The organism is Wenzhouxiangella sp. AB-CW3 (assembly GCF_014725735.1).
In the GTDB taxonomy this organism is placed as follows: Bacteria; Pseudomonadota; Gammaproteobacteria; order Xanthomonadales; family Wenzhouxiangellaceae; genus Wenzhouxiangella.
This window is the reverse complement of record NZ_CP061368.1, coordinates 1,513,153-1,536,037: the sequence shown is the minus strand read 5'-3', so window position 1 is coordinate 1,536,037 and position 22,885 is coordinate 1,513,153. Positions and strand designations below refer to the sequence as shown.

The window sequence follows — 22,885 nt, the reverse complement described above, 5'->3', positions numbered from 1 at the left end:
TTTCATACCAATATTGTTACAGATCACCAGGCATTACCAGATTCAAACCGATCGGAAAATATCGTGAAATCAATGAAAAATTCCCAGGCACCGATATCACAATTTTCACCAAATGGTCGTTCTGTACCTTGTCGGTCCCGGAATACCGCACTGAAGCACTCGACGGCATCAACGAGCGGAGAGGTTTCCTCAAGGCTAAAGTCCTGGCCTGCTGAAGACACGAAGCCAGAATCTACCGAGATATTTCCCTCGGCCTCATTCTGAGAGTTCAGGTTAGACACGCTATTGAACTGGGCAATACTATCATCGGGCTGCTTGATCCGCGCAACCCCGCTGCTTGTGTTGAAAATATTGTTGTTGCGAATGATATTGGTGCTGCCCACATCAAAGTCGTCAATCCGAACGGCCCTGAACCCCTCCTGGAAAGTATTGGACTGGATCAGCCCGTTCCCACGTATATAGACAATCCCGAAGTTGGGGCTGACCGCATCATTATCGAAGAATGTATTGTGTACGACGCTGGTGCTTGCCCCGGCAATATCTTCATGCCGAATAAAAATCAAGGCAAAATGACCAACATTGTCATAAATCTCATTATTATAGATCTCAGCGCTGTTACGTCTTACATTGATGACGCCAGCATTATTCAAAGTCGGGGTGCTACTACTGACATAACCGTTACCATGGAAGGTATTCGCCTCAATCAGGCAACTAGTCACCGTTCCAGGGGAATCTGTCACGCACCCGATCCCGGGATGATTGAAGTTGGCACGATTGTCACGGATGATATTCTCCCTAAAATCCAGCCAGACCTTGTCGAAATTGGCAGCTGCATAGGTATCAGCCAAATTGTCCTCGAAGACATTTCCGCGCACCTCCTGCTCAAAGTTTCGGCCCCGCAGAAACTCCATTCCACCGCCGACTCCACAGTCATCGCTGGATCCCCCACCCTGCGAGCAACGACTATCCAGAGCGGAATTGCCGATAAACTCATTGCCGATAATTCGGGCAACCGAGTCGGTAAACGAGTTCGACGATCCGCCAATGAAATTGATATGGGCCGCACCGCCAGAGACCTGCTCGAAATCGGTCGTCAGTTCTGGATCATCACGATCCACCGCATAGTTGCCTGAAAATAAATTGTTGTGCAACTCAAGGATTCGAGCCACAGGACCTGTCTCGAAATGTAGTGCCCCACCAAACCGGGCATTACCGTTGTTCAGTAATTCGTTGGAGACTATTTCGGCATCTCCGTCGAAAATACTGATTGCGCCTCCAGCGAAACTCGCCTCATTATCCGTAAACGTGTTGCCGCGCACTTCAATGGGTGAGCCTGCAAGATTTGTCACCTTGAGGCCACCGCCTCCAGACACTTCGCCTCCCTGGCTCACATTGCTGACAAAAGTGTTATCGATCACCTCACCTGTCGAATTCAGGTAATGCACCGCCCCGCCCTGTGAATAGCTGCGGTTATCTTCGAAATGGTTACCTTCCAGCCGTGCAGTGCTGCCATTGCTGATCTTGATGGCCCCACCGGAATTGCTCTGATTGAGAGGGTCAGTCTCACAACCTTCGAACCGGCTATCTTTAACCTCAGCAGTGGAGTTCAAGATGACCATACAGCCACCTTCCCGCGTCTGCACAGCCTGGCCGTTTTGAAATGTAATGCCCTCTATGGTTACGCCGGGTGCGGGCACATGAAGTATTTCCAGCAGGGAATTCTGCCCTCCTCCATCCAGAATAACCGCCGAGGATCCGCCATCACCTCGCAGCGTAATCGATTTCCCATTGACCTCCAGCAGTCCCGGGGTGTACGACCCCGCGGCAATCAGCACTGTATCTCCGTCAGATGCTGCATCAATCCCAGCCTGAATCGTGGGCTGTTGAGAAGGCACAAGAATCGTATTGCCCAGAGCGGCAGCAGCCGGACTCAACAAAGCCGCAAACAGAATTATCCGAATTTTCATGCCCCTGACTCCTTAAGTATTTACCCGGCAATGATTTGATTGAAGGCGAGAACGATCCGGATCGATGTACTCTGCTTCCAGCACCGCCAGCCTTTCGGCCTCAGCCAGGCCGTCAAACGCCCTGGAGAACCGTTGACGGAACAGGCGTCGATCGGCCGCGTGCGACTGCTCCACACCCTGGTCCAACACCAGCTTTCCGGGATCGTTCTCCAGAAGCAAGGCCTGAGGACAGTATACAAACTCGTCGGTAGCCCGGGCGATAACAGTCAGTTCATTATCGGCCCTGTGCGCACGATAGCCACCATGAAATACTTGATTTCCATAGCATTTTCTTACCCATTCCGTGCGCACCATTCCAAAGGCAGCAATGCGCCCGTGCCACTTTCCGCAATTGAAGGCCAGCAGGCCTTTTCCGCTGCCCTCAAGCTCATCATGGGAAATCTTCAGCCAATCCTGCCCGGCCACGGCATCCTCGGCCAGGTAAACCAGGTAGCGCGCGGTAATCCTTCTGGCAGTACGATTCAGGGTATCGACAAAACCACGGCGCCGGTTGTCGAGCACCACCACGATGCGCACCGGCATGCCGGCGCGCTGGGCCAGGTGGCGGGCCGTGGCGATGGCGCGGCGGCGGTTAATCGACGGCATGATCACCACCACGTCGTCGGCGCTGCCGCGCTCAAGCCGGCGCAACTGTTCAGCGTCGATCACCTCAATGCCGTCTCGCAATCGCCCCCCGCCGGCACCCGAAACCTCCGATTCACTCCCGCCGTCCCGGAACCGGTGCGCGCCATCACCCGCCGGCTCCGATTGATTCCTGTCGTCCCGGAACCGACGCAAACCGGCATCCGACGCCTCCGATTCAGTCATGTCGCCCCGAAAGCGACGCGGCCCGGTAGCCAGCGCCTCCGACTGAGTCATGTCGTCCCGGAATCGGCGCAAGCCGATATCCGGGACCTCGGATCCGCGCTCCAACCCCAACAAGCGCCACACAGCGGCCCGCAATCGCTCAAACCAACCCACCGCCGGCGAATAATCGGTCTGTTCGGGCTCGAAACGGGCAAGCTCCTGCTCGGCAGCGGCCAGGTCATAAACCACCGCCTCGGGCACCTGCGCCAACACCCCGTCTTCGGCACCACGCTGCTGCACACCCGAAATCCACCCAGCCAGATTCTCGGCTTGCGAAATGCTTTCCTCCAGCTGCTCCAGCCAGGCACGCCCAAGCATCACACACGATGAACACTCCCCCGGCGCCTGCCCACCATTGAGCGCCAGCACCTGCCCATCACCGCCCTCGCCCACCGCCAGCGCCTTTTTCAGCCAGTCGACGCCCGTGAAACCCCCCTCCCCCACGACCAGCAAATAGTGAAACGGCAGAATCGAGACGGCTTTATCGACAACCTCAACCGCTTCACTTTCCGATGCCACCGGCACCATCAAGACCTTGAGCCGATGCCCGGCGCGGGCGACCAGCCGCCGCGCGGTGGCCAGACCGCGCCCGCGATGCACGGCGGGGAGAACGGCCACCACACCGTCTTCGGGCAAATTGGCCAGGGTCTCCGGTTCATCCAGCTCGTCCAGGCTCGGCGTTGCGATCGCTTCGGCCAGTTCGCCGGCGACATTCCCCGGCAACGCGAAGTCCTCATCAACCAGGCATCGTTGGCGATAGAAGTTAGCAAAGAAGTCGTAGAACGCCTCAGATACTTCCTCCTGTTCGGGGTTTTCGTGCAATGCCCGGCGCGCGGCCAGCTCGAAACCGGAGCGCATGGCGGCATAGGAAAACTGCCGCCTGAACAGTCGCTGCCCGGCTTCCTGCATGGCCCGGCGCTGCCTGCGGTCGGCAAAAACGCGACGAATGGCCTGCTCGATGGCCGCCCAGTCGCCAAACGGCGCCAAGTGCAGATAACCCTGCCGGGCCAGCTCGCCCAGGTCGGAAATATCGTTGGCAACGATGCTCGCCCCCATGGCCAGGGCATCGGTGGCTTTGTAGGGCATCTGGTAGTGGCTGGCCGGCACGTCGGGATTGAGCCAAAGCACCACCAGGTCGGCGGCCAGGTTGATGCGCGCCATCGCCTCACGGTCCTGCGGCGGCAGCACGGTTATGCGATCACCATGCTCGGCCACCAGCCGCTTCTGATCCGGCGAAATGCGCGAGCCGACAAACAACAGCTTGTAGCGCGCATCACCCAGGCGCTTGACCAGTTCGACCAGTTCGTAAATGCCCTTGTGCTTGCGAATCAGCCCGCCGAACAGAATCACCCGATCGGACCGGGAAAACCCCAGGTCGCGCCGAATGGCGTCGCGATCCCAGCGGGCCGGATCGTACACGCGCTCGTCCTTGGGGTTGCGCATGTACAGGCAGCGATGACCGAAATGCGCGTCGATATTGCGATTGTGCGTAGTCAATACCGGCAACTGCTTGCCCGCCCACTCCATCAACAGCGACCAGCGATGGCTGTAGGGGTTGTCCAGTTGCGGATCATCGGCCCGGGCCTGATCCAGCGGCATGGCCTCCTCGGCGCGATCCCGGCCCGGCGCCTGCACCACCGATTCGAGATCATTGATCTCCAGCACAATCGGCGTGCCATACACATGCCGGGCCAGCAGCGCCAGGCCAAGACTGGGCAGGCGCGGCTTGACCACGTAGATTACATCGCCGCTGATCCGAGCCAGCGCACGGCGCATGGCATCGAAAAAGTCCGGAAACTCGCGCCCGGGCAGATACACCGTCTCGAACGGCGGCTTGACGCCTGCCAGCGGCGGAAAGATCTCTTCCTCGAAAAACCGGAACGACACCAGTTGCACGTCATAGTCGCGCGACAGCGCCTCGGCCACGGCGAAGGCCTTGGAAAAGTGGTTGCGCGACATGTCCCAGGAAATCACCGTCACCCGCTGCACGGCAGGATCACCGGCCGGTGGCAGGCCGTCGGCCAGGTAGCCGGCCACATTGGCATCGACAATGCGCTCGACCAGCGGATTCTGATGCTTGGCGGTCACCGTCAGTTGTTCGAGGTTCTCGTTGCGCTGATACAGCGTGACGATATCGGTCACATGCAGCGGATCGCGCAGCCAGGTGTACTTGATGATCAGGTCATAGTCCTGCCGGCGCGGCAGCGACTCGGTAAACCCGCCGAAGCAGTCATAGAGCTCGCGCCGGTGCATGAACGAATTGAGATCGATGTAGTTCTTGTCGAGCAATCGTTCATGATCAAATGCCGGCCGTCGAAAAGACTTGATTCGAATGCCGCCGTGTCGATCCACCCGGTAATCAAGAAAATCGGCATAGGCACAGCTACGCCCCGGCTGCTCGATCAGCGCCCACAGCATGCGCGCCAGGTACCCCGGCCGCCACATGTTGTCGCTGTCGAGATAGGCAATGAACTCGCCGCGGGCCAGTTCCAGCCCGCGGTTGCGCGCCGCCGCCGCACCCTGTTTTTCCAGCTTGAGATACTGAATGCGCGGGTCGTCGAACTGCGCCACCACTTCAGCCGTGGCATCCGTGCTGGCATCATCACAGACCAACAGCTCCCAGTGCGCCCAGGACTGCTCAAGCACGCTCTGAATGGCCTCGGCAATCATCGCCGCCCGGTTGTGGGTGGGCATGATGATCGATACCAGCGGCTTCACGCCACTTTCGGCCAGATGCTGCTCGGCCTCGGCAATACTGCGGTCACTGTCTTCGAGCGCCTGCGCCAGCCCCTCGCGGCTGTCCTGGTCCAGGATCTCATCCAGTCGGCCCGCGGCAATCCCTTCGCCTTCGGGCTGGCGCCTGGGCGCGGCCTGCGGCCCCAGCAGGCCCTCTGGAAAATGCGGGAAATGCGGCAGGATGCGACGTGCGTAATTCTGAAGCCGCGGATCGTCCTCGTCCGGCAAGGACGCCACCACCTGGCGCAGCCGCCGGGTATTGACCGAGATGGAAAACTCGTCCAGAAACACCTGGCGAATCCGCGCCCGCCGCTCATCGTTCTGCCACTCATCCGACAAGGCCCGATCCAGCACCTGGTCGAGATCGGAAAGGTCAGTAAACAAGGCAACCTCATCCAGCGGCAAATCCGCAAACGCCGGATTGCGCACCACCAGCGCCGGACGGCCCATGGCCAGCGCATCGCTCAGCTTGGCCGGCACCTGCGCGTTGGTCACGTCACTGTCGGGATGCTGTAGCGCCAAGCAGACATCGGCACAAGCGACCAGTTCCGGCGCGGCCGAGAGCGGCTGGTCATCCAGAAATCGAATCTCGACCCCGGACACACCGTTCAACTGCCGCTGAACCGTCCGGGCATCGGCATCAAAGCTGCCCACCACCAGCATCATTACATCATCACGTCCCAGGCGAGCCAATGCCTGGGCGGTTTCCACCAACCCCTTGTGCGGCCGCGGCGTGCCCAGAAACAGCACGATCCGCTGCCCGTCCGGCAAACCGTATTTCTTGCGAACGGCCAAACGATCAACCCGCGCAGGATCAAACTCCCGCTCGCAACGCGCATGCCGAATCACCGTGCCGCCATACCAGCCCTCAAGCACCGGGTTGGACACCGTCACGCCATCAAACAGGGAGACGAGCCTGACCGCCACATCCGTCCACTTCGGACCGGCAAGCCGATCCGGATAAGGCAGGGCCGCGATTGTGGCCGGGTCCAGATCCATCTCCCCTTTCAAGCCACCACGCCGAAACGCCAGTTCATTGTCGTCCACATCGACAATCACCCGAGCGCCCCAGATCAGCTTGTAGAGCAGGCCAAACAGCATATTGGGCATGCGCGGCTTGGAAAGATGCACCACCTGGCAGGGATGCTCGGCCACCAGCGCCATGGCCTGTTCCACAAACCGGCGCTGATCATCGGCCCGAAACACGAACGGCTCGATATCCCCCTCGGCAATCGGCGGCCAGACCCCGTCGCCATACTTGGGAAACAGCGCCCCGACCAGTTCCACCTCGGCAAACTCCCCATAGAGCCTGGCCAGCAAGTGCGCCCGTCCAGCCGCATTGTGCGTCAGGCTCCAGCCGCATACCACCACTCGCAATGGCCCATCGGCCACGCTGGCCAGGTATTTGCGCCGGGTCATCTGGATATTCTGGCGCAGCACACTGGCCAGCCCGGGGCTAGCGACCAGCGCCTCCAGGTAGGAGCGCATGGCCGCGCCGTACTGGCTGGCGCGGTAGGCCTGGTTGGCTTCCTTCAAGTTCACGAGTGCTGCTTGCCTGTACCGCGGCTCATCCAAACTGCCAGGGATCAACCACCGGCACAGTCAAGTCTGGTCTTCGATGTGAGGTACGTTTGGAGTGGCATATGTCCTGATCGAGATTCCGGACGACAAACTGCACCACGGCTCACTCCAATCGGCCCGGACTACGCTCGCACACCGCGGTCGATCCGTGTGGCCGTGCTGTCAAGTCGACACCCAACGCGCGGGTAACAGCCAAGAGCGTTTTCAGTGTAGGGTTGCCTCGCTCGCTGAAAGAGCGATACAACTGTTCACGAGACAGTCCGGTTTCCCGGGCCAGTTCCGACATGCCCTTCGCGCGTGCGACAATGCCCAATGCCTTGGCGACATACGCAGAGTCACCGGTTTCCAGCGCATCTGCCAGAAAAACAGAAATTGCCTCTTCACTATCGAGTGCAGCAGCCGGATCGTAATCATATATTCTTTCACCCATGACACATCCCAATCTGCTGCAAGCCGCCGAGCGGTCTCAATATCGCGCTGCTGCGTGCTCTTGTCACCACCGCACAAGAGAATGACGATCTCCATGCCAATTTCTTTGAAATAGACTCTGTAGCCAGGACCATAGTGGATACGCAGCTCACTGCCCCCCTCGCCAACAGGCCCTACGTCGCCGCGCAACCCATTGGCTAATCGGAAAATACGTGCCGCAATCAGTGCTTTGGCCCGTTGATCGCGAAGCTTGCGTTCCCACTTTCGAAACGTGGCTGTTTGCTTGATTTCAAGCATAACACAACTGTAGTTTTAACACTACATTTTCCAATCGGCCCGACTCGCTTCCACAAGCGTTTTCCAATCATCAGGGGGATTGCCGCGCATGAGCATCTTCCGGAATACCGCATACGGATCGGACTTGCTGCCAACCGCGCGCAGGGACTGCTGGTCATTGACCCAGGCGAACACGATTGTTCTGGACCTGGAATCGTATCGGTAGAATAGCCGGAAACGCCTTCCAACCTTGGCTCGTCGCCAGTGACGAAATGCCGGGCCCAACGTGTTGCCCTGGCGATATTCATCACGCCCCGGTTCAGAAGGAATAGCCTCCAGCATCAGGTGCGTCAGCGCCCGGAACAGCCGGACGTTGGCATTGCCCTGGTAGCCCTCCGGATCCTTGCGCCGTGCCCGCTCGCTGGCCTCATACACTTTCTGCAACTGCTTCACGATGCAGTCGTGAAACAAGAGTATCCAGCCGTGGCGCCGCATTAAAGACTGACCGCGCCCTTAATGTCCTCATCCAGGTCTACTTCGTGCCCCAAATTGGCCAGCATGGCCTGGGCGAGATCCTCCGGCAGGGCGCCAACATGCGAGCCCTGGCGAATATCAGCCTCCAGCACTGCAAGAAAAGCCCCTATGGCCGGGTCCTCGTGTTCTGCATGAGTACCACGGGTGACGATCACTTTATCGCCCCGCAGCTCGAAGGAGATCTTGGCGCCCGCGGTCACGCCCAAAGCCTGCCGGATCGACTTCGGCAAGGTAATCTGCCCCTTTGAAGTGAGGGTGGCTTCTTCACGAATGCTTGGCATGGCGGCACCTGTTTTCAGTTAGCACAGGCCATCATTGTAAGGATTATTCCTTACCATGTCAAAAACAAACCGCAGATTTCCGGACGCAGCACGCGGTGGTTGTCAAGATAGAAGTCGCCTTTTCCATACTCATGCAGCCTGACTTTCCGGCTGCTTTTCCTTTTCCGGGTTCAACCACACGGCTCCTGCCGGAGACCAGTTGCGGGTATCCCCACTCCAGCGCTGTGGATGCTTGTCCCGCGCCGCTTGATAGACGGCATGGCGTTTGGCCAGGATCTCAATGTCCTGTCCAGTGTGGCGCTGGTGCGGGGTGACGTAGTTGATCCCGCGATGCTTGTGCTGATGGTTGTACCACTCGACAAAGCGCGCGACCCACTCGCGTGCCGCTTCCAGCGAGGCAAAGCCAGTCTTCGGGAAGTCCGGCACATACTTGCAGGTTCGGAACAACGATTCGACGAAGGCATTGTCATCACTGACCCGCGGTCGGCTGAACGAGGCCGTGATACCCAGCTTGCCGAGCATGACCTGGACGGTCTGACCTTTGATCGGGCTGCCGTTATCACCATGGAGGACCAGCGGTTGATCGACGCAGCCTTCCCGCCAGACCGTCTGCTGCACCAGCTCACTGGACAGCACGGCACTCTCGCTATCATGCACTTCCCAGCCTACGATCTTGCGGCTGAACAGATCCATGATCAGGTACAGGAAGAAGAAGCGCCCACGGATATCGGCCGGCAACCAGGTGATGTCCCAACACCAAACGGTGTTGGGCGCATCGGCACAGTGCGTCGCTGGCGGCCGGGCCGCTGCAGGCTTGCGGGCACGACCGCGATGGTGCTGCTGGTCCTCGTCATTCAGTACGCGGTAAAAGCTCGACTCAGAGGCCAGGTAGCGGCCCTCGTCGGCCAACTTCGGCACGATCTGGCCCGGCGGCATGGAAGCGTGCTCGGGCTCGTTGCAGACCGTTACAATCGCTTGCCGTTCTTCAGGCTTGAGCGCGTGAGAAGGCAACGGGCGCACTGCCTCAGGCCGTTTGTCGGCGCGCACGCCGCCATCAGCCGTCCAGCGCTGATAAGTGCGTGCCGTGATGCCCAGCACCTGGCAGGCGGGCCTGAGACGGGCGCCAGCGGTTCTGGCCTCGTCGATCAGCTCAACAGCTTTCTGGCGATCCGGGGTGCTGATCATTCGTCCTCTCCGTCCCCCCAGATCGCCCGGGCTTTTTTTGACAAGGTAAGCAAGGCAGCCGTCTCCGCCAGGGCCTTTTCCTTGCGTGCCAGATCGCGCTCGAGTTCGCGCATCTTCCGGCGTTGTTCCCGGTCAGCCTTCACTTGGCTGGCGGTGCGTTCCTCGGCCCAGTCGTTGGCCTGCTCGCAGGCCCGACGCCAAGCAGCCAGCTGCTCAGGATACAGGCCGCGCTTGCGGCAGTATTCCGAGCGCTCAGACTCGTTCATCGAAGCCGTTTCAATCACGGCCGCGAACTTGTCCCGAGCACTCCAGCCCTGGGCGTCAGATCCGGCATCGGGGTACAGCTCTCCGCGCTCCCGAGCCTGCTTGCGCCACAAGTACACCGTCGGCTCAGAAATGCCTTCCTCAGCGGCGACTTCTCGGACCGTTCGATTATGTGGTGGGCACAATTTGGCCAGCACTGATTTTCTGCGTTCTTCTGAATACTTCACTGTCAGCTCCTGTCCGCCCCCTCTTGGAGACTATTTTAGAGGAGACGACAACTATCCTGACAGAGGGGGCACGCCCGCCAGCCCAGGGCTGGCGGCCAGCGCCTCCAGATAGGAACGCATGGCCGCGCCATAAGTGATTGGCGCGAAAGGCCTGGTTGGCTTGCTTCAGGTTCACGATTGCTGCTTGCGTATACGGCGGCTTATCCAAACTGCCAGGGATAAACCACCGGCACTGTCAGGTCTTCGAATTGACGTACGTTCCGAGTGGCAATGGTATCGCCGTGGGACAGGGGATTCCGGCAATGAATGTATCCCGAATATGCACTGGCCGTCCCAGGCTTTTCCTGAGTGCAGACAACTCGGCCGCAGATTCCGCCGCGGCCACATCGAAAGCTGCCACCCGGAAACCGAGATCATCAGCGACCAGTGACGCAAAAGCCTCCTGCGAAGCGGCCTTCCGCTGACCATCGGGCATTGCCGCAATGCTTAAACTCGCTTCGAACAGCGTCACGCTGCTGATCCACAGCGAATCAGCGCCTGTGTATCCAGCCAGGCCACCACTGCCGACTCCGGACGCCGCTGTATGACGGCCGAGATCACGTTGGTACCGAGAAAAATCACGAATCAAGAACCCAGGGGCAGTGGGTCAATCTGGTGCCCGTGCAACTCGGGCAGAGGCTCGTTGAGACCGATCACTGCAAAACGCGCGGACATGCGCGAACCAAGCCCGCCGCTTGCACCAACCCTCTCTTGAACGGCACGCCGCAGCATCCTGTAGACCTCTTCTTCCATGTTGCAGCCGTGCGCCATCGCCCGTCGCTGCAGAGCTGCCTTCACATCCGCGTCCAGGTTTCGGACCACAAACTGTGCCACGGCTTACTCCGGCCAGATAACGTCACAAAACGATATCAACGATATCATTTTGTGGCAAGTCACTGGCCGCGTGAAGCACCTCTACATCGCCCACCGTAGTCGCCCACCAGACCCCATTGCCATACTTGGGAAACAGCACGCTGGCCAGGTATTTGTGCCGGATCAGTGAGAGTCAACCACCAAGGCGTTTCTCCAGGTCAAACATCAATTCCGAAAATTGTTCAACCAAACCCTGAATCTCCCGATCATGCTCAACCTCTCCAAGATTAGCCACCTGTTCCCTGATGTCTTCGCGATTAACCTTTTTGAAATCTGATGCCAAGACCGCATCTTCAAACTCAAGGCCAATCAGGCTCAGAAGCCGACCCAGAAACCTTGCTTTATCCTCAAGAAAATCCTCATAAGAGCACAGGCTAACCGGCACACCGCGCTCACGCATCACACCAGCCTTGGAAGCAAGCGCCGACTTCGATTCAACGTACTTCTTCAAATAATTCTTCAACTCACCAATATCCACAGAAAACATTCTGTTTCGAACTTCCTCTATGTAAGCTTCCTGATCGTCTTCCGACAACTTCTTTAGCTTGAACTGTGGATGATGAACTCCTTTTCCTCCGCCTATCACTTCATTCGAAAAATACCGAACGAGGTTGTGATTGACTATATCTCTGCGAGTCAAGTAGACAACATGCGTATTGGTATCCAACAACACCTCAGAGACCTTAACCATATTCCCCCAAGGGCGCCACTTGAAAACAACATGCCGATCACATGCGCCCAACGACTCAAGTTCGAAAATGCTGTCACCAAAAGGTTCTCCGCAAAGCAAACTCTTCAAGCCCCGATGAACCTCCGGGAGCCCCTCACCTTCAGCATACCTTTTCTTGACATTAGCCCGGTCCAAGTGCTCAAAAATCGGCACACTAACGCAAGTATGCCTGCCCAGACCTGAGACAATAGCGGAGCTTCCTTCGCGTCCACCATAGATCACCAATAGGTTCTTCTGCATTCCCGATGTAACTCCTTAAACCAACTTCCCGCAAACCTGCACTAACCACCCTGGCCCAGATAGCCCCTGAATGTGTCAAACCTCTTTCCATTAAAGAGATCATCTGCAAGACGGCCCTCCGCCTTGAGAAACGCAAGGCCCAGCCTTTGATCCATCGCTCTGGAAAAGTCAGCATACGACCCTGGCCTGGGCGTAAACTCACCAAAACACAGCTCACCGCCGGAGCTTACGAAATCAATGCGAAGAAATGGGGCTGGCACCTCCAAACTAATCCTGCGCGCAACCTCAAGTTGCTCAGGGGTGGCGCCCACTCCATCGTGGTAGTGGTCGTATAAATCAAACTCCGATTCAATAGTTTCACCATCGGGTTCAGACCACCTGCTGGCAAGCGGGTAGCGAGTAACCTCCAACACCAGCTCAATCTCACCATAAAAGCTGAAAAACTTCAGATCCACCGCAGGACATCCCTCATTCCCAAGCAGCTCTTCCACAATCCAACAGTCACCAGGCACTCTCCCCTGCTCCATATCAAGACTGACTGAGTCTCTAAGCTCACCTATGCTTGAGAGTTTCTCTGTGGTTTTTACCTTCAATATACTATCTTCTGCAAAAGCCAGATACACTCCATGAGAACCCTTTCCGTAAGCTGGCTTGAGGGCACAAGGCGGCTGAATATCTACATCATCGATCGACTTCCCATAGGAGTACACCCGTGGGCGCCTTAATCCCAGAGCATCAATAAACTTGGTTGCCCGATGCTTATCATCCAAGGCCCACTCGTAACAGCTATGTCGTGACTCAGGGTCGCTTCTTTTGATCGATCTGAGAGTCATCAACGTCTTGAATGAAGCCATCTGCCAGAGGTAACCCTGCCGCGCAGCAGTCTCCACGACCAATTGAGGCGCCGTGCAGGCAGTTGAGTACTCAGCAAGAGCCCGTATAAGATCCGACCTGTGCCCTGGCCAACGACGCAACGCCAGGTAACCTACTTTCTTTAATGCACGACTCATTCCGGCCTGAACCGCAACCTGCTGGGACAAGGAGTCTGCCAAGGCATCCAGGAACTCTGGGAAGGACCCGGCCGACTCAACCAGCACCTTCAAATCATTGTGCTTAAGCCCATTCATTTTTCACCCGCACTCTCTCAGAAAAGGAAACTCCCTAAAGTCAGCACCTTTACGTTTAAGCCCTATCTAGACAGCTTCCGTAGCGCCACCGAACAATCCGCAAGCCCCAAAAAGCAATAGAACAGAGCTAGAACAACTCCTCGCTTCACCCCATCACTTCACGAAAAAGCAGTCTCAGTCTACCCCTTTCCTCCTCATCGAAAAAATTCCAGTCAACCAACTCTTCAGGGTACCCCCTCAAAATATCCATTAACCGTTGCTTGAATGCGACTTTAGCGGGCAATTCACGAAGTTTTTGATACGTAAAAAGATAGGAATTCATCATTTTACAGAAAAACCATTTTATATACCTTTCATCCCTACAGAACCTGGTAATGTACTCCAGCGCCACCCCAAGATACTCAAGATGCTCCAACGCCTTCTTTTGCTGCCGAAGGCTTGTTGTCGAACCTGGCCGCCCGTACCGATAAAAGTAAGGTCGACACTCGACAACCCTGATGGTATCTGCCAATGCATGCGTCACAAAGGAAAAACAAAGATCCTCAGAATAGTACATTCTCGGAAATACAATTCCGTGCAACCGCAGAAAATCAGTGCGATAGATGCGATACCAGATATTGGAAAAGAACCTCTGTTGAAATAGTCGCTTCCGATTCTCGCGCCCCCCAAAACAAGCATTAAAGTCTCGCGCACGCACTCTTAACTTCCTCTCCTTATCACCCTCCATCCGCACAAATCCAGCTGCACTCACGACATCAACGGTCATTGACTCTGAGGCATTCAGAAGCTTCTCACAGAAGTCACTTGCGATCCAGTCATCCGCATCGACGAATCCAACATACTGGCCTTGTACGTAAGCCAACCCAACATTTCTTGCGCAGCCTGGCCGACCACTTGCCTCCAGGATATCAATGATTTTGATCCGGCCATCCAGGCATTCAAAATCATGCACAACATCAGCTGTTCCATCAGTCGAACCATCGTTGACAACAATTATTTCAATATTATCTACGTTCTGACAAAGAACAGAGCTCAATGTCTCTTGAACGTACTCCTCAACGTTATGAGCTGGAACAATGATGGACAAAAACGGCTTATCCCGCTCATGTTCTTTAAGATATGCATCGAATAGATCTCGATGCTTCCTTTGGTGTAAAGAATACAAATGGCGCAACTGGTCCATCCAATACTTGGATAATATGCCACTGTCCTTTGCTGATTCATAATGTACTCCAACAAAACTGGCCATCAATTGTTCAAACTTACACCGGTGCTTATCGTGTAGAAACTTGCAATTGTATTTCCAGTCCCCAAGCGCCTTTCTGATGACATATGGGATAAAACGATCGTATCTTCCGGACCTATGCAATTCCTCAACAATCATTTTGTAGGATCTGAGCATTTCAAATGAGCCCGCCCCTCGACGTCTATGCACAGTGGATCCTGGCCTATCGAACCGGTAGTGATAAAAGGCGCCCTTCACTCCAGAAACCCTGTTGGCACAACAAAGCGCTTTGAATGAGAAAGGTGCATCAGACGATGTCGAGAACTCCCCAAACCGGATTCTGTTCTTTTCGATTAAGGAGCGTCTGTAAATCCTCAACCACGCAATTGTCCAGTACTTGCTTTCAAATAGCTTCTCCCGGCAGGGCTGTGAAGCCGACTCATAGATGCCATGCTCTACCTGCTCAACCCTTGTACTGCCATCCTGAAGCTCCCGATAGAAGCTTGTTGCTACTGCGACATCCGCCCTGCTCGCAATTGCGCCGGAATACAGTTCTTCAAGCGCATTTTTCTCCAACCAGTCGTCAGAGTCCAAAAAGGCAATATATTCACCCCTTGCCAAAGATAATGCCTGGTTCCTCGGCACGCCTGAATTGCCTGAAGGTTTCCTATTTCGAATAACCCGAAAGCGACTATCTTTTGAACTGAATTGCTTCAGGATATCGAACGTACCGTCATTGGAGCCATCATCTACAACAATGACCTCAATGTCATGAAGTGTCTGAGCTCTTACAGACTCAAGGCACTGCCCAATATATGACACGACATTGTGCGCTGGAACGATTACGGTGACGAAGGGCTGATCTTCTTCACAAATTGCTTCGGAGCTCTTGACACCCAGCCTTCGCTCATTCAAATGGATATTAAACTCCACCTGGTCGCGTAGATAGGGTTGCGTAATGGCTATCTGCCTGTATAGCAGTAGGGATCTATCAAGCTGACCACGCCGAAAGTACTCATTTGCTTTTTTTAACGCTGACATAGCTAATATGAGGGTCTATCCGAATCTCGCAACGAAATTCCTGACATTGTCCGCCTGATTTGAGAGGTCATGGGGCGTCCTCACTGCTGTCCCATAAACAGCTAAAAAGGAAGGCCTGATTTCAACCCGTTTGGTACAATTGAGTTATCGCTAAACAGTTGAACCAACAGGCGAAATCAGGCCATGGCTCATTCTAGCACCGTGCTGGCTCAAATGCTCAAATTGTCGCCGAGACATGAATTCGAAACGCTGGCCAGAGAGCACCATCAGGGCCGGAAGTTGCGCAAGATCAGCCGCTGGGTGCAGTTCGTGGCAATGGCCAGCGCCCAGTTGACCGGCCGCGCGAGCCTGCGTGATCTGCTCGGCAATCTCGCAGCTCAATCCAGCAAGCTTTATCACCTCGGCGTGGGCTTGGTCACTCGCTCCAGTTTGGCGCGGACCAATGAAAAGCAGCCCTGGACCTTGTACGAAGCGCTGTTTTTCAGGTTGCTGAGCCGTTGCCAGCAGCAAGCACCAGGCCATGGTTTCCGGTTCAAGCACAAGCTGTTTTCACTGGACGCTTCGACCATTGATGTGTGCCTGTCGATGTTTCCCTGGGCCAGGTTCCGCCAGGCCAAAGGTGCGATCAAACTGCATGTCGGCCTGGACCACGCAGGCATGCTTCCGACCTTTGTCTCGATCACCGACGGCAAGACCCACGATGTTACGGCAGGTCGCGCACTGGCGCTGCCGACCGGATCGATTGTTGCCTTTGATCGTGGCTACACCGACTACACTTGGTATAACCAACTGAATGATCGAGGAATTTCCTTCGTTACCCGACAGAAGCGCAATGCCCGCTACCGTGTCATCGAGCGCCGCAAGACCAAGGCTGGGCAGAACCTGACCTGTGACCAGACCATCGAGCTGACCAGCTCCAAGGGAAAAACCTGCCCGATCCCATTGCGGCGGGTGGGATACCGTGACCCCGAAACTGGCAAAAAATACGTTTTCTTGACCAACAATTTCAAGCTGGCCGCAGCCACGATCGCGGCGATCTACAAGTCGCGCTGGCAGATCGAATTGTTCTTCAAATGGATCAAGCAGAACCTCAAGATCAAGACCTTTCTCGGCACCTCGAAGAATGCCGTCATGACCCAGATCTGGATTGCGATGTGCGTCTATCTGCTGCTGGCCTATCTGAAATTCACCAGCCGTACCGGCCGAAGCCTGCAACAGATTCTCCGCCTTCTTCAGCTCAATCTGTTCGAGCGCAGGTCACTGCTGGAGCTGATTGACGACAGCCCACCGGAACCTGAGCCGCCGGATCCGCAACAAGCCTTGGTGCTCGCGTGAAAGTTTGTGGGACAGCAGTGGGGCGTCCTGTAAAGTTTTGTTTTTGCGAACAAACAACACAGGAGGTTCGCCCCATGACCACGTCCAAGCTTATCGGAAAGCTGCTCAAGTTCAAAGGGTTTCGCTGTGTCGGCCTGGCCTTTCGACGCGGTAATCGCCTTGATGTGCTGATCAAGCCGTTCAAGAACGGCTGTCGGTACCCGGATTGTGGCCGGCGCGGCACGATTGTCCGACAGCGACCTGAGCCCCGCTACTGGCGCGACATTCCGGTCGGGCCCTGGTCGATCTGGTTGATGTACTGGCCGCGCGAGATCCACTGCGTCACCCACGGCCGGGTCAAAATTGTTGGCCAATAGTGGGTCAGTTTAGAGTCCCCGATAGGGGATCCGTAAACCCCTCGCCTTTAGGCGATGGATGATATTGTGAGGCGATGGAGGATTACAAGCGCGGCAGCCATACGGTCTGGGATTGCAAGTACCACCTGGTGTGGACGACCAAGTACCGTTATCAGGTGCTGGGCGGTGATGTTGGACTGAGGTGCAGGGCGCTGTTGCGTGAAATTGCGATGAGCAAGGAGATGATCATCTACGCCGGCTCGATCAATCGGGACCATGTGCACATGCTGATTGGTATTCCCCCGCAGTTGTCGGTGTCTCGGGCGGTGCAGTATCTTAAGGGGAAGAGTTCCCACAAGCTGTTATCGGAGTTCCGGGCACTAAAGAAGCGGTATTGGGGCCAGCACCTGTGGGCCCGGGGCTACTGGGTTGCGTCGAGCGGCAACGTGACCGACGACGTATGGAAGGAATACATCAAGAATCAGACGCCCCCGGAGCCGGACGATGATTTCGAGGTGGTTTCAATCGGCCGAACGGCCGATCGATCCGGCTTTGAGCCGTAACAGCAAGCCACCGGCTTTAGCCGGTGGTCGTTGACTTGGCCATTAACACGCTTCGAGTACCTGATGTTGCGATATTGTCAGATCATGTCGCAGAAGGCCGCTGCCGAGCTTCTGCGCCTGCCGGCCTCGACGCTGTCTGACCTGCTGCATCGCTCGATTCAACGCCTGCGCGAGGGCCATCGTATCCGGGGACTCAAAACCATCGGCATCGACGAAATCTCCTATCACCGGGGCCACAAATACGCCACGCTGGTCTACGACCTGGAGCGTTCCTGTGTCGTCTGGATCGCCCACGGTAAGGGCCGCGAGGCGATCGACCGGTTCTTCGACGAGGCCTTGAGCGACTACCAGAAAGCGCGTATCCGAGTCGCTTGCTGTGACATGAGCCAGACCTACATCGGTGCCATCGAAGCGCACTGTCCCAATGCCACCCTGGTGCTGGACCGCTTCCACATCGTCAAAGCGCTCAACGAGGCCGTCGACGAGGTCCGCAAGGAGCAGTGGCGGCAAGCGACTCAAGCGGATCGCAAGGCACTCAAAGGCATGCGGTGGCTGCTCTACCGCCACTCATCCACCCGCACACGGCGTGATACCCAAAGCCTCAAGGCCCTCGACAAGCACAACCGCAGAATCTACCGGGCCTGGCGCCTGAAAGAGGAGTTTGAGCAGTTCTGGAACTACAAGGCGACCTGGGCAGCCGAGCGCTTTCTCAAGCGCTGGGTGAAAAGCGCCTTGCTCAGCAGGCTCGAGCCCATGCGCCACTTCGTGCGCACCCTTAAAAGACACCAACAAGCCGTGGTCGCCTTCATCGACACCCGAATCACCAATGCGATCGCAGAAGGCATTAACCGTATCGTCAGAATGGTCAAAAACCGGGCCAGCGGCTACCGCCATCTTGAAGCATTCTCCGACATGATCTACCTCACTGTCGGTGATGTCGATTTGCCTGAGCAAATCCCGGCACGGTTCCGTACACTGTGAGAATCGCCAGAGACCCGATCAGGTCAGACGTTGCGCAGGATCAGGGCTTTGCGGGATCCGGATATAGCCTGATTTTCTGGGCCACCGCCCACCCAGCATCGGATCGGAAGTGAAGTTGGAATGGAGCACGATCTAACCGGCGAGAGACCGCCTGAGGACCCAATGGGGGCATCCGGAACCGGCAGCTGTCGGCAACAGCGCTCATCCCCGAACTGACTGCGGGTTCTCCAGGTACCACCGATAGGTCTGCTCGATTCCTACTCGCAGACCTATACGGGCGCGCCAACCCATTTCAGCCAAGCGAGTGACATCCATCAGTTTGCGCGGCGTGCCATCGGGCTTGCCCGGATCGGTCACGACCCGCCCCTGGAAACCAGTGACTTCAGCAACCAACCGGGCCAGTTCGAGTATGGAGATATCCTCACCACTGCCTACATTGATGTGCGAGAGCATGGGCTGGGTATGTGCCTGGTAGGTTTCATGCGGCAGATCCAGGACAAACAGGGCGGCTTCGGCCATGTCGTCGACATGCAGAAACTCCCGCCGCGGAGTGCCTGTACCCCAGATCACGACCTCCTCCAGACCATCCCGAGCCGCTTCGTGGAACCGACGAATCAGCGCGGGCAGCACGTGGCTGTTCTCCGGATGGAAATTGTCTCCGGGTCCGTAGAGATTGGTCGGCATTACCGAACGGTAATCGGTGCCATGCTGGCGATTGTAGCTTTCACACAACTTGATGCCGGCAATTTTGGCAATGGCATAGGGCTCATTGGTTGGCTCCAGTGGGCCGATCAGCAGCGCCGATTCGGCCATCGGCTGTGGAGCCTCTCGAGGGTAGATGCAGGAAGAGCCCAGGTTCAGCAGACGACGCACTCCCGCCCGAAAGGCCTGGTGAATAACATTAGCCTCGATCATGAGGTTGTCATAGATGAAGTCGGCCGGATAGGTATTGTTGGCATGGATGCCGCCCACCCGAGCTGCCGCCAAAATCACCACATCCGGTCGCTCGGCTTGCATAAAGGTGCTTAACGCTGTCTGATCTGTCAGATCCAGCTCTGCATGAGTGCGAGTGATGAGCTCCAACGCCTCGCCTTGTGCCCGACGCGCTTCCAGGCGACGAAGAATGGCACTTCCGACCATTCCCCTATGGCCTGCAACATAAATCTTTGACATCAAGTCACTTCCTTAACCGTTTTCCAATGAGACCGGCAAGTCCAGACCGTGCTTTTTCAACAAAGCGTGGCGCTGTGCAGTCTTCAGATCTTCCGCCACCATCTCGGCGCACATCTCTTTAGCGGTAATCTCCGGCTCCCAGCCCAGTTTCTCCTTCGCCTTGGAAGGGTCACCCAGTAGCGTTTCCACCTCCGCCGGACGGAAGTAGCGTGGATCTATGCGCACGATCACCTGGCCGGGCTGGACGCCCGGCGCCAACTCGCCGGCAACCCCCTTGACGATACCAACCTCCTCCACGCCCTGGCCCTCGAAACGCAATTCGATCCCAAGCTCCTCGGCCGCCCAGCGTATGAACTCCCGTACCGAAAACTGCTGGCCAGTGGCAATGACAAAGTCCTCGGGTTCGTCCTGCTGCAACATCATCCACTGCATGCGCACGTAATCCCTGGCATGACCCCAGTCTCGCAGCGCGTCAATGTTTCCCATATAGAGGCATTCCTCCAACCCCTGTGCGATGTTGGCAAGGCCCCGGGTAATCTTTCGCGTGACAAAGGTTTCACCGCGGCGCGGACTTTCATGATTAAAAAGAATACCGTTGCAGGCGTACATGCCGTAGGCCTCGCGATAGTTCACGCAAATCCAGTAAGCGTAGAGCTTTGCCACTCCATAAGGCGAGCGCGGATGAAAAGGCGTGGTCTCCGACTGCGGCACCTCCTGCACCAGCCCGTACAACTCCGAGGTAGAAGCCTGGTAGAAACGCGTCTTCTTCTCCATGCCCAGAAAACGAATCGCTTCCAACAGGCGCAGGGTGCCCATGGCATCCACATCAGCCGTGTACTCCGGCGCCTCGAAACTCACCGCCACATGCGATTGGGCACCCAGGTTGTAGACCTCGTCCGGCTGAACCTCAGCCAGAATTCGGGTCAGGTTGGAACTGTCCGTCAGATCACCGTAGTGCAGCTTCAACTGTTGGTGGTTGCTATGTGGATCCTGGTATATATGATCAATTCTCTGGGTATTAAACGAGGATGCACGGCGCTTGATCCCATGGACCTCATAGCCTTTCTCCAGAAGAAACTCTGCCAGATAAGACCCATCCTGGCCAGTAATACCTGTAATAAGCGCCACACTATTCACGAAATACTCCAATGTGTATCAGCCCAAGTCTAGTTAGCGGAATCTAGTTCAAAGCTCGTCAATCACGCGCTCAAATTGACTGCCGAAACAACATTAAACTCGGAATTTTATTTACCAACAGTTCATGCGCCACACGACACCTCCAAAACTCCAAATCCATCAACAAACAACATAGCCATGATCCTCTATGACTACTTTCAAGTTTACTGTAATGCTGAAAACACTTAAACGGGATTAGTAGCTTGATCTAGATGAACTCCGAAAGCACCAGCCAGATCTACTATTGAGCCCATTGCGACACAAGCAAAACTCCTCTCGCTGAGGAACGACGACGCCAACATGCCTCCGGGCCCAGAGAGACTTGATAGCCCACTGAACTCGCATCATCTACAACACCCTTCGCAGCTCAAAGCCCCTGCAACTCACTCTGTTCGAAGCTGAATGCCAAGTGAGCTAACTGTAGGTTGGTTCTGATGCTGCGCTGTCGTTACAGCATACCGGAGAATCACTTTGCCCCGCTCTGAAAGCGGATACAATTGCGCCCACTCTGCACGGGTGCAGTAGTGCCATCGCACCCATGCCCTGGTGACACGGCAATCAAAGTACTCTTTTCAAACCGAAGACTACACGCCATGACATAGGGCGTTGTCCTCCAACGTCGTACAAAACTTGCTCAGCCTTGGCAAGCTTTGAAGGTTGGTAGACTGACCGCAGCCTACTCATCAATCCAATAGGCTGTCCGTTCCCACAGAATCAAGAACCCAAACAATTGAGTGTCCGACATGACGGAGATCCTGACCATTGGCCCTCATACCCCACTCTCAAGACATCGAGCAAACGAACGACACATCCTGCCAGCCGAGGCTAGATGTCTGGCCCGATCGATATTCTGAACCCAATTTGCGCGAACCCCAAGACCAAAGAAGAAAGCGGAAAGTATCAAATCCCCAACACCCCACGCATTGGCCCAACCCTTTGTAGCATTCACTCGATCGGCATAACCTTCAAAAATCGCCATACCAACAGACCACTCTTCTTTAGTCAGATAATGCTCCGCAAAGAAATGAAGATCTGCGCCCAAACAGTTCATTCCAACCGACCCCCAGTCAAAAAGATATGGCGCAGCCGAATGGACATTAGACGGAATAGCCATATTGTTCCAATTCAAATCGTTATGGCACGTCACATCAGGGAGCGCAGAAACTCGCTTTTCGATGCGGTCAAAGTTCCGTATAATTATTTTACAAGCCCTTTTCTCTTCATCAGACTCAAAACCCTGCTCAAGCAACAACACGTCTTTCGGTTGTAGCGATCGCGCGAAGGTATGCACCCGACTACATGGAAGCCCTAAAAGGCAAATCTCGGCCAAATACGACCCCAATGCGTAACCCTTCTTGTGACATAGGTGCGGACGCTTCATAGCGCCCTCAATCTCCTCTGTCATAATTATATATCGTTTATCACCAAGCTGAGACGCATGAAACAACCGAGGAACATTTAGCCTTGACCCTTCCAGGATCGAATATGCTTGCAAATAAAACGTTCCTTCATGAATACGCGCCGTGCGTTTCTCTACAATCCTTAAAAACACTCTCCCCCATCTACCAAAGTGATGCACAACCAGGCCAATATTCGCAGAACCGACCCCAACTGGTAAGGCTTTATGATCCAACACATACTCACTCATACCTAAACTCGCA

17 protein-coding genes and 1 pseudogene are annotated in these 22,885 nt (G+C 55.9%); 4 read left to right on the top strand and 14 right to left on the bottom strand.

The annotated features are described in order from the left end of the window. Positions 1–23: 23 nt before the first annotated feature. The 11 genes and pseudogenes from IC757_RS06655 to IC757_RS06605 form a co-directional block, all read right to left on the bottom strand. Entirely contained in the window at positions 24–1,967 is a 1,944-nt protein-coding gene (locus IC757_RS06655) for a choice-of-anchor Q domain-containing protein (RefSeq protein ID WP_190976567.1), read from the bottom strand. A gap of 12 nt (positions 1,968–1,979) precedes the next feature. Then, the gene (locus IC757_RS06650; RefSeq protein ID WP_190976566.1) at positions 1,980–7,151 is read right to left on the bottom strand and encodes a glycosyltransferase; all 5,172 of its coding nucleotides are present in this window, start codon (positions 7,149–7,151) and stop codon (positions 1,980–1,982) included. A 142-nt stretch (positions 7,152–7,293) separates the two neighbouring features. Beyond that, complete coding sequence (locus tag IC757_RS06645) at positions 7,294–7,620, bottom strand: addiction module antidote protein (RefSeq protein ID WP_190976565.1); 327 nt, start codon at positions 7,618–7,620, stop codon at positions 7,294–7,296. A gap of 11 nt (positions 7,621–7,631) precedes the next feature. Next, positions 7,632–7,916 (bottom strand): annotated as a pseudogene (locus IC757_RS06640) (type II toxin-antitoxin system RelE/ParE family toxin); the annotation flags it as partial. Between the two features lie 21 nt (positions 7,917–7,937). Further along, complete coding sequence (locus tag IC757_RS06635; RefSeq protein WP_190976564.1) at positions 7,938–8,390, bottom strand: type II toxin-antitoxin system YhaV family toxin; 453 nt, start codon at positions 8,388–8,390, stop codon at positions 7,938–7,940. Then, on the bottom strand, positions 8,390–8,710 hold the full coding sequence (locus IC757_RS06630; protein WP_190976563.1) for a type II toxin-antitoxin system PrlF family antitoxin: 321 nt from the start codon (positions 8,708–8,710) through the stop codon (positions 8,390–8,392). The genes IC757_RS06635 and IC757_RS06630 overlap by 1 nt, the downstream gene beginning before the upstream one ends. Before the next feature lie 129 nt (positions 8,711–8,839). Next, positions 8,840–10,392, bottom strand: a protein-coding gene (locus tag IC757_RS06625) for an IS3 family transposase (RefSeq protein WP_411913475.1) whose coding sequence is annotated in 2 segments (ribosomal slippage) — positions 8,840–9,918 and positions 9,918–10,392 — 1,554 coding nt in all. Because the reading frame shifts where the segments join, the coding sequence is not laid out codon by codon here. A 618-nt stretch (positions 10,393–11,010) separates the two neighbouring features. After that, positions 11,011–11,259, bottom strand: a complete 249-nt coding sequence (locus IC757_RS06620; protein WP_190976562.1) for a FitA-like ribbon-helix-helix domain-containing protein — start codon at positions 11,257–11,259, stop codon at positions 11,011–11,013. 172 nt (positions 11,260–11,431) lie between these two features. Then, positions 11,432–12,268, bottom strand: a complete 837-nt coding sequence (locus tag IC757_RS06615; protein WP_190976561.1) for a hypothetical protein — start codon at positions 12,266–12,268, stop codon at positions 11,432–11,434. 41 nt (positions 12,269–12,309) lie between these two features. Then, positions 12,310–13,395, bottom strand: a complete 1,086-nt coding sequence (locus tag IC757_RS06610) for an ATP-grasp fold amidoligase family protein (RefSeq protein WP_190976560.1) — start codon at positions 13,393–13,395, stop codon at positions 12,310–12,312. Between the two features lie 145 nt (positions 13,396–13,540). Beyond that, positions 13,541–15,553, bottom strand: coding sequence for a glycosyltransferase family 2 protein (locus IC757_RS06605; RefSeq protein ID WP_223846287.1), 2,013 nt, complete (start codon positions 15,551–15,553; stop codon positions 13,541–13,543). Positions 15,554–15,844: 291 nt separating this feature from the next. Here IC757_RS06605 and IC757_RS06600 point away from each other — a divergent pair, with 291 nt between their 5' ends. From IC757_RS06600 to IC757_RS06585, 4 genes are all read left to right on the top strand, one after another. Next, on the top strand, positions 15,845–16,996 hold the full coding sequence (locus tag IC757_RS06600; RefSeq protein ID WP_190976558.1) for an IS4 family transposase: 1,152 nt from the start codon (positions 15,845–15,847) through the stop codon (positions 16,994–16,996). 74 nt (positions 16,997–17,070) lie between these two features. Further along, positions 17,071–17,352: a hypothetical protein gene (locus IC757_RS06595; RefSeq protein WP_190976557.1), complete on the top strand. Its 282-nt coding sequence runs from the start codon at positions 17,071–17,073 to the stop codon at positions 17,350–17,352. 74 nt (positions 17,353–17,426) lie between these two features. Beyond that, the gene (tnpA, locus tag IC757_RS06590; protein WP_190976305.1) at positions 17,427–17,894 is read left to right on the top strand and encodes an IS200/IS605 family transposase; all 468 of its coding nucleotides are present in this window, start codon (positions 17,427–17,429) and stop codon (positions 17,892–17,894) included. 30 nt (positions 17,895–17,924) lie between these two features. Then, complete coding sequence (locus tag IC757_RS06585) at positions 17,925–18,875, top strand: ISL3 family transposase (RefSeq protein ID WP_263405585.1); 951 nt, start codon at positions 17,925–17,927, stop codon at positions 18,873–18,875. 201 nt (positions 18,876–19,076) lie between these two features. Here IC757_RS06585 and fcl read toward each other — a convergent pair whose 3' ends face one another. The 3 genes from fcl to IC757_RS06570 all read right to left on the bottom strand — a co-directional run bounded on the left by fcl (position 19,077) and on the right by IC757_RS06570 (position 22,872). Then, positions 19,077–20,048 carry a GDP-L-fucose synthase gene (gene fcl / locus IC757_RS06580; protein ID WP_190976555.1) on the bottom strand — a complete coding sequence of 324 codons (972 nt, stop codon included), beginning with the start codon at positions 20,046–20,048 and terminating at the stop codon, positions 19,077–19,079. A gap of 12 nt (positions 20,049–20,060) precedes the next feature. Then, positions 20,061–21,185 carry a GDP-mannose 4,6-dehydratase gene (gene gmd / locus IC757_RS06575; RefSeq protein ID WP_190976554.1) on the bottom strand — a complete coding sequence of 375 codons (1,125 nt, stop codon included), beginning with the start codon at positions 21,183–21,185 and terminating at the stop codon, positions 20,061–20,063. A gap of 808 nt (positions 21,186–21,993) precedes the next feature. Continuing rightward, positions 21,994–22,872 carry a phosphotransferase family protein gene (locus IC757_RS06570; protein WP_190976553.1) on the bottom strand — a complete coding sequence of 293 codons (879 nt, stop codon included), beginning with the start codon at positions 22,870–22,872 and terminating at the stop codon, positions 21,994–21,996. Between the last annotated feature and the right edge of the window lie 13 nt (positions 22,873–22,885).

What these genes read in the sequence shown, in the direction of transcription:
- tnpA (WP_190976305.1), top strand. Translation starts at nt 17,427, where the DNA reads ATGGAGGATTACAAGCGCGGCAGCCATACGGTCTGGGATTGCAAGTAC.
- IC757_RS06615 (WP_190976561.1), bottom strand. Translation starts at nt 12,268, where the DNA reads ATGCAGAAGAACCTATTGGTGATCTATGGTGGACGCGAAGGAAGCTCC.
- IC757_RS06595 (WP_190976557.1), top strand. Translation starts at nt 17,071, where the DNA reads ATGACCACGTCCAAGCTTATCGGAAAGCTGCTCAAGTTCAAAGGGTTT.
- IC757_RS06635 (WP_190976564.1), bottom strand. Translation starts at nt 8,390, where the DNA reads ATGCGGCGCCACGGCTGGATACTCTTGTTTCACGACTGCATCGTGAAG.
- IC757_RS06610 (WP_190976560.1), bottom strand. Translation starts at nt 13,395, where the DNA reads ATGAATGGGCTTAAGCACAATGATTTGAAGGTGCTGGTTGAGTCGGCC.
- IC757_RS06645 (WP_190976565.1), bottom strand. Translation starts at nt 7,620, where the DNA reads ATGGGTGAAAGAATATATGATTACGATCCGGCTGCTGCACTCGATAGT.
- fcl (WP_190976555.1), bottom strand. Translation starts at nt 20,048, where the DNA reads ATGTCAAAGATTTATGTTGCAGGCCATAGGGGAATGGTCGGAAGTGCC.
- IC757_RS06600 (WP_190976558.1), top strand. Translation starts at nt 15,845, where the DNA reads ATGGCTCATTCTAGCACCGTGCTGGCTCAAATGCTCAAATTGTCGCCG.
- IC757_RS06655 (WP_190976567.1), bottom strand. Translation starts at nt 1,967, where the DNA reads ATGAAAATTCGGATAATTCTGTTTGCGGCTTTGTTGAGTCCGGCTGCT.
- IC757_RS06570 (WP_190976553.1), bottom strand. Translation starts at nt 22,872, where the DNA reads ATGAGTGAGTATGTGTTGGATCATAAAGCCTTACCAGTTGGGGTCGGT.
- IC757_RS06630 (WP_190976563.1), bottom strand. Translation starts at nt 8,710, where the DNA reads ATGCCAAGCATTCGTGAAGAAGCCACCCTCACTTCAAAGGGGCAGATT.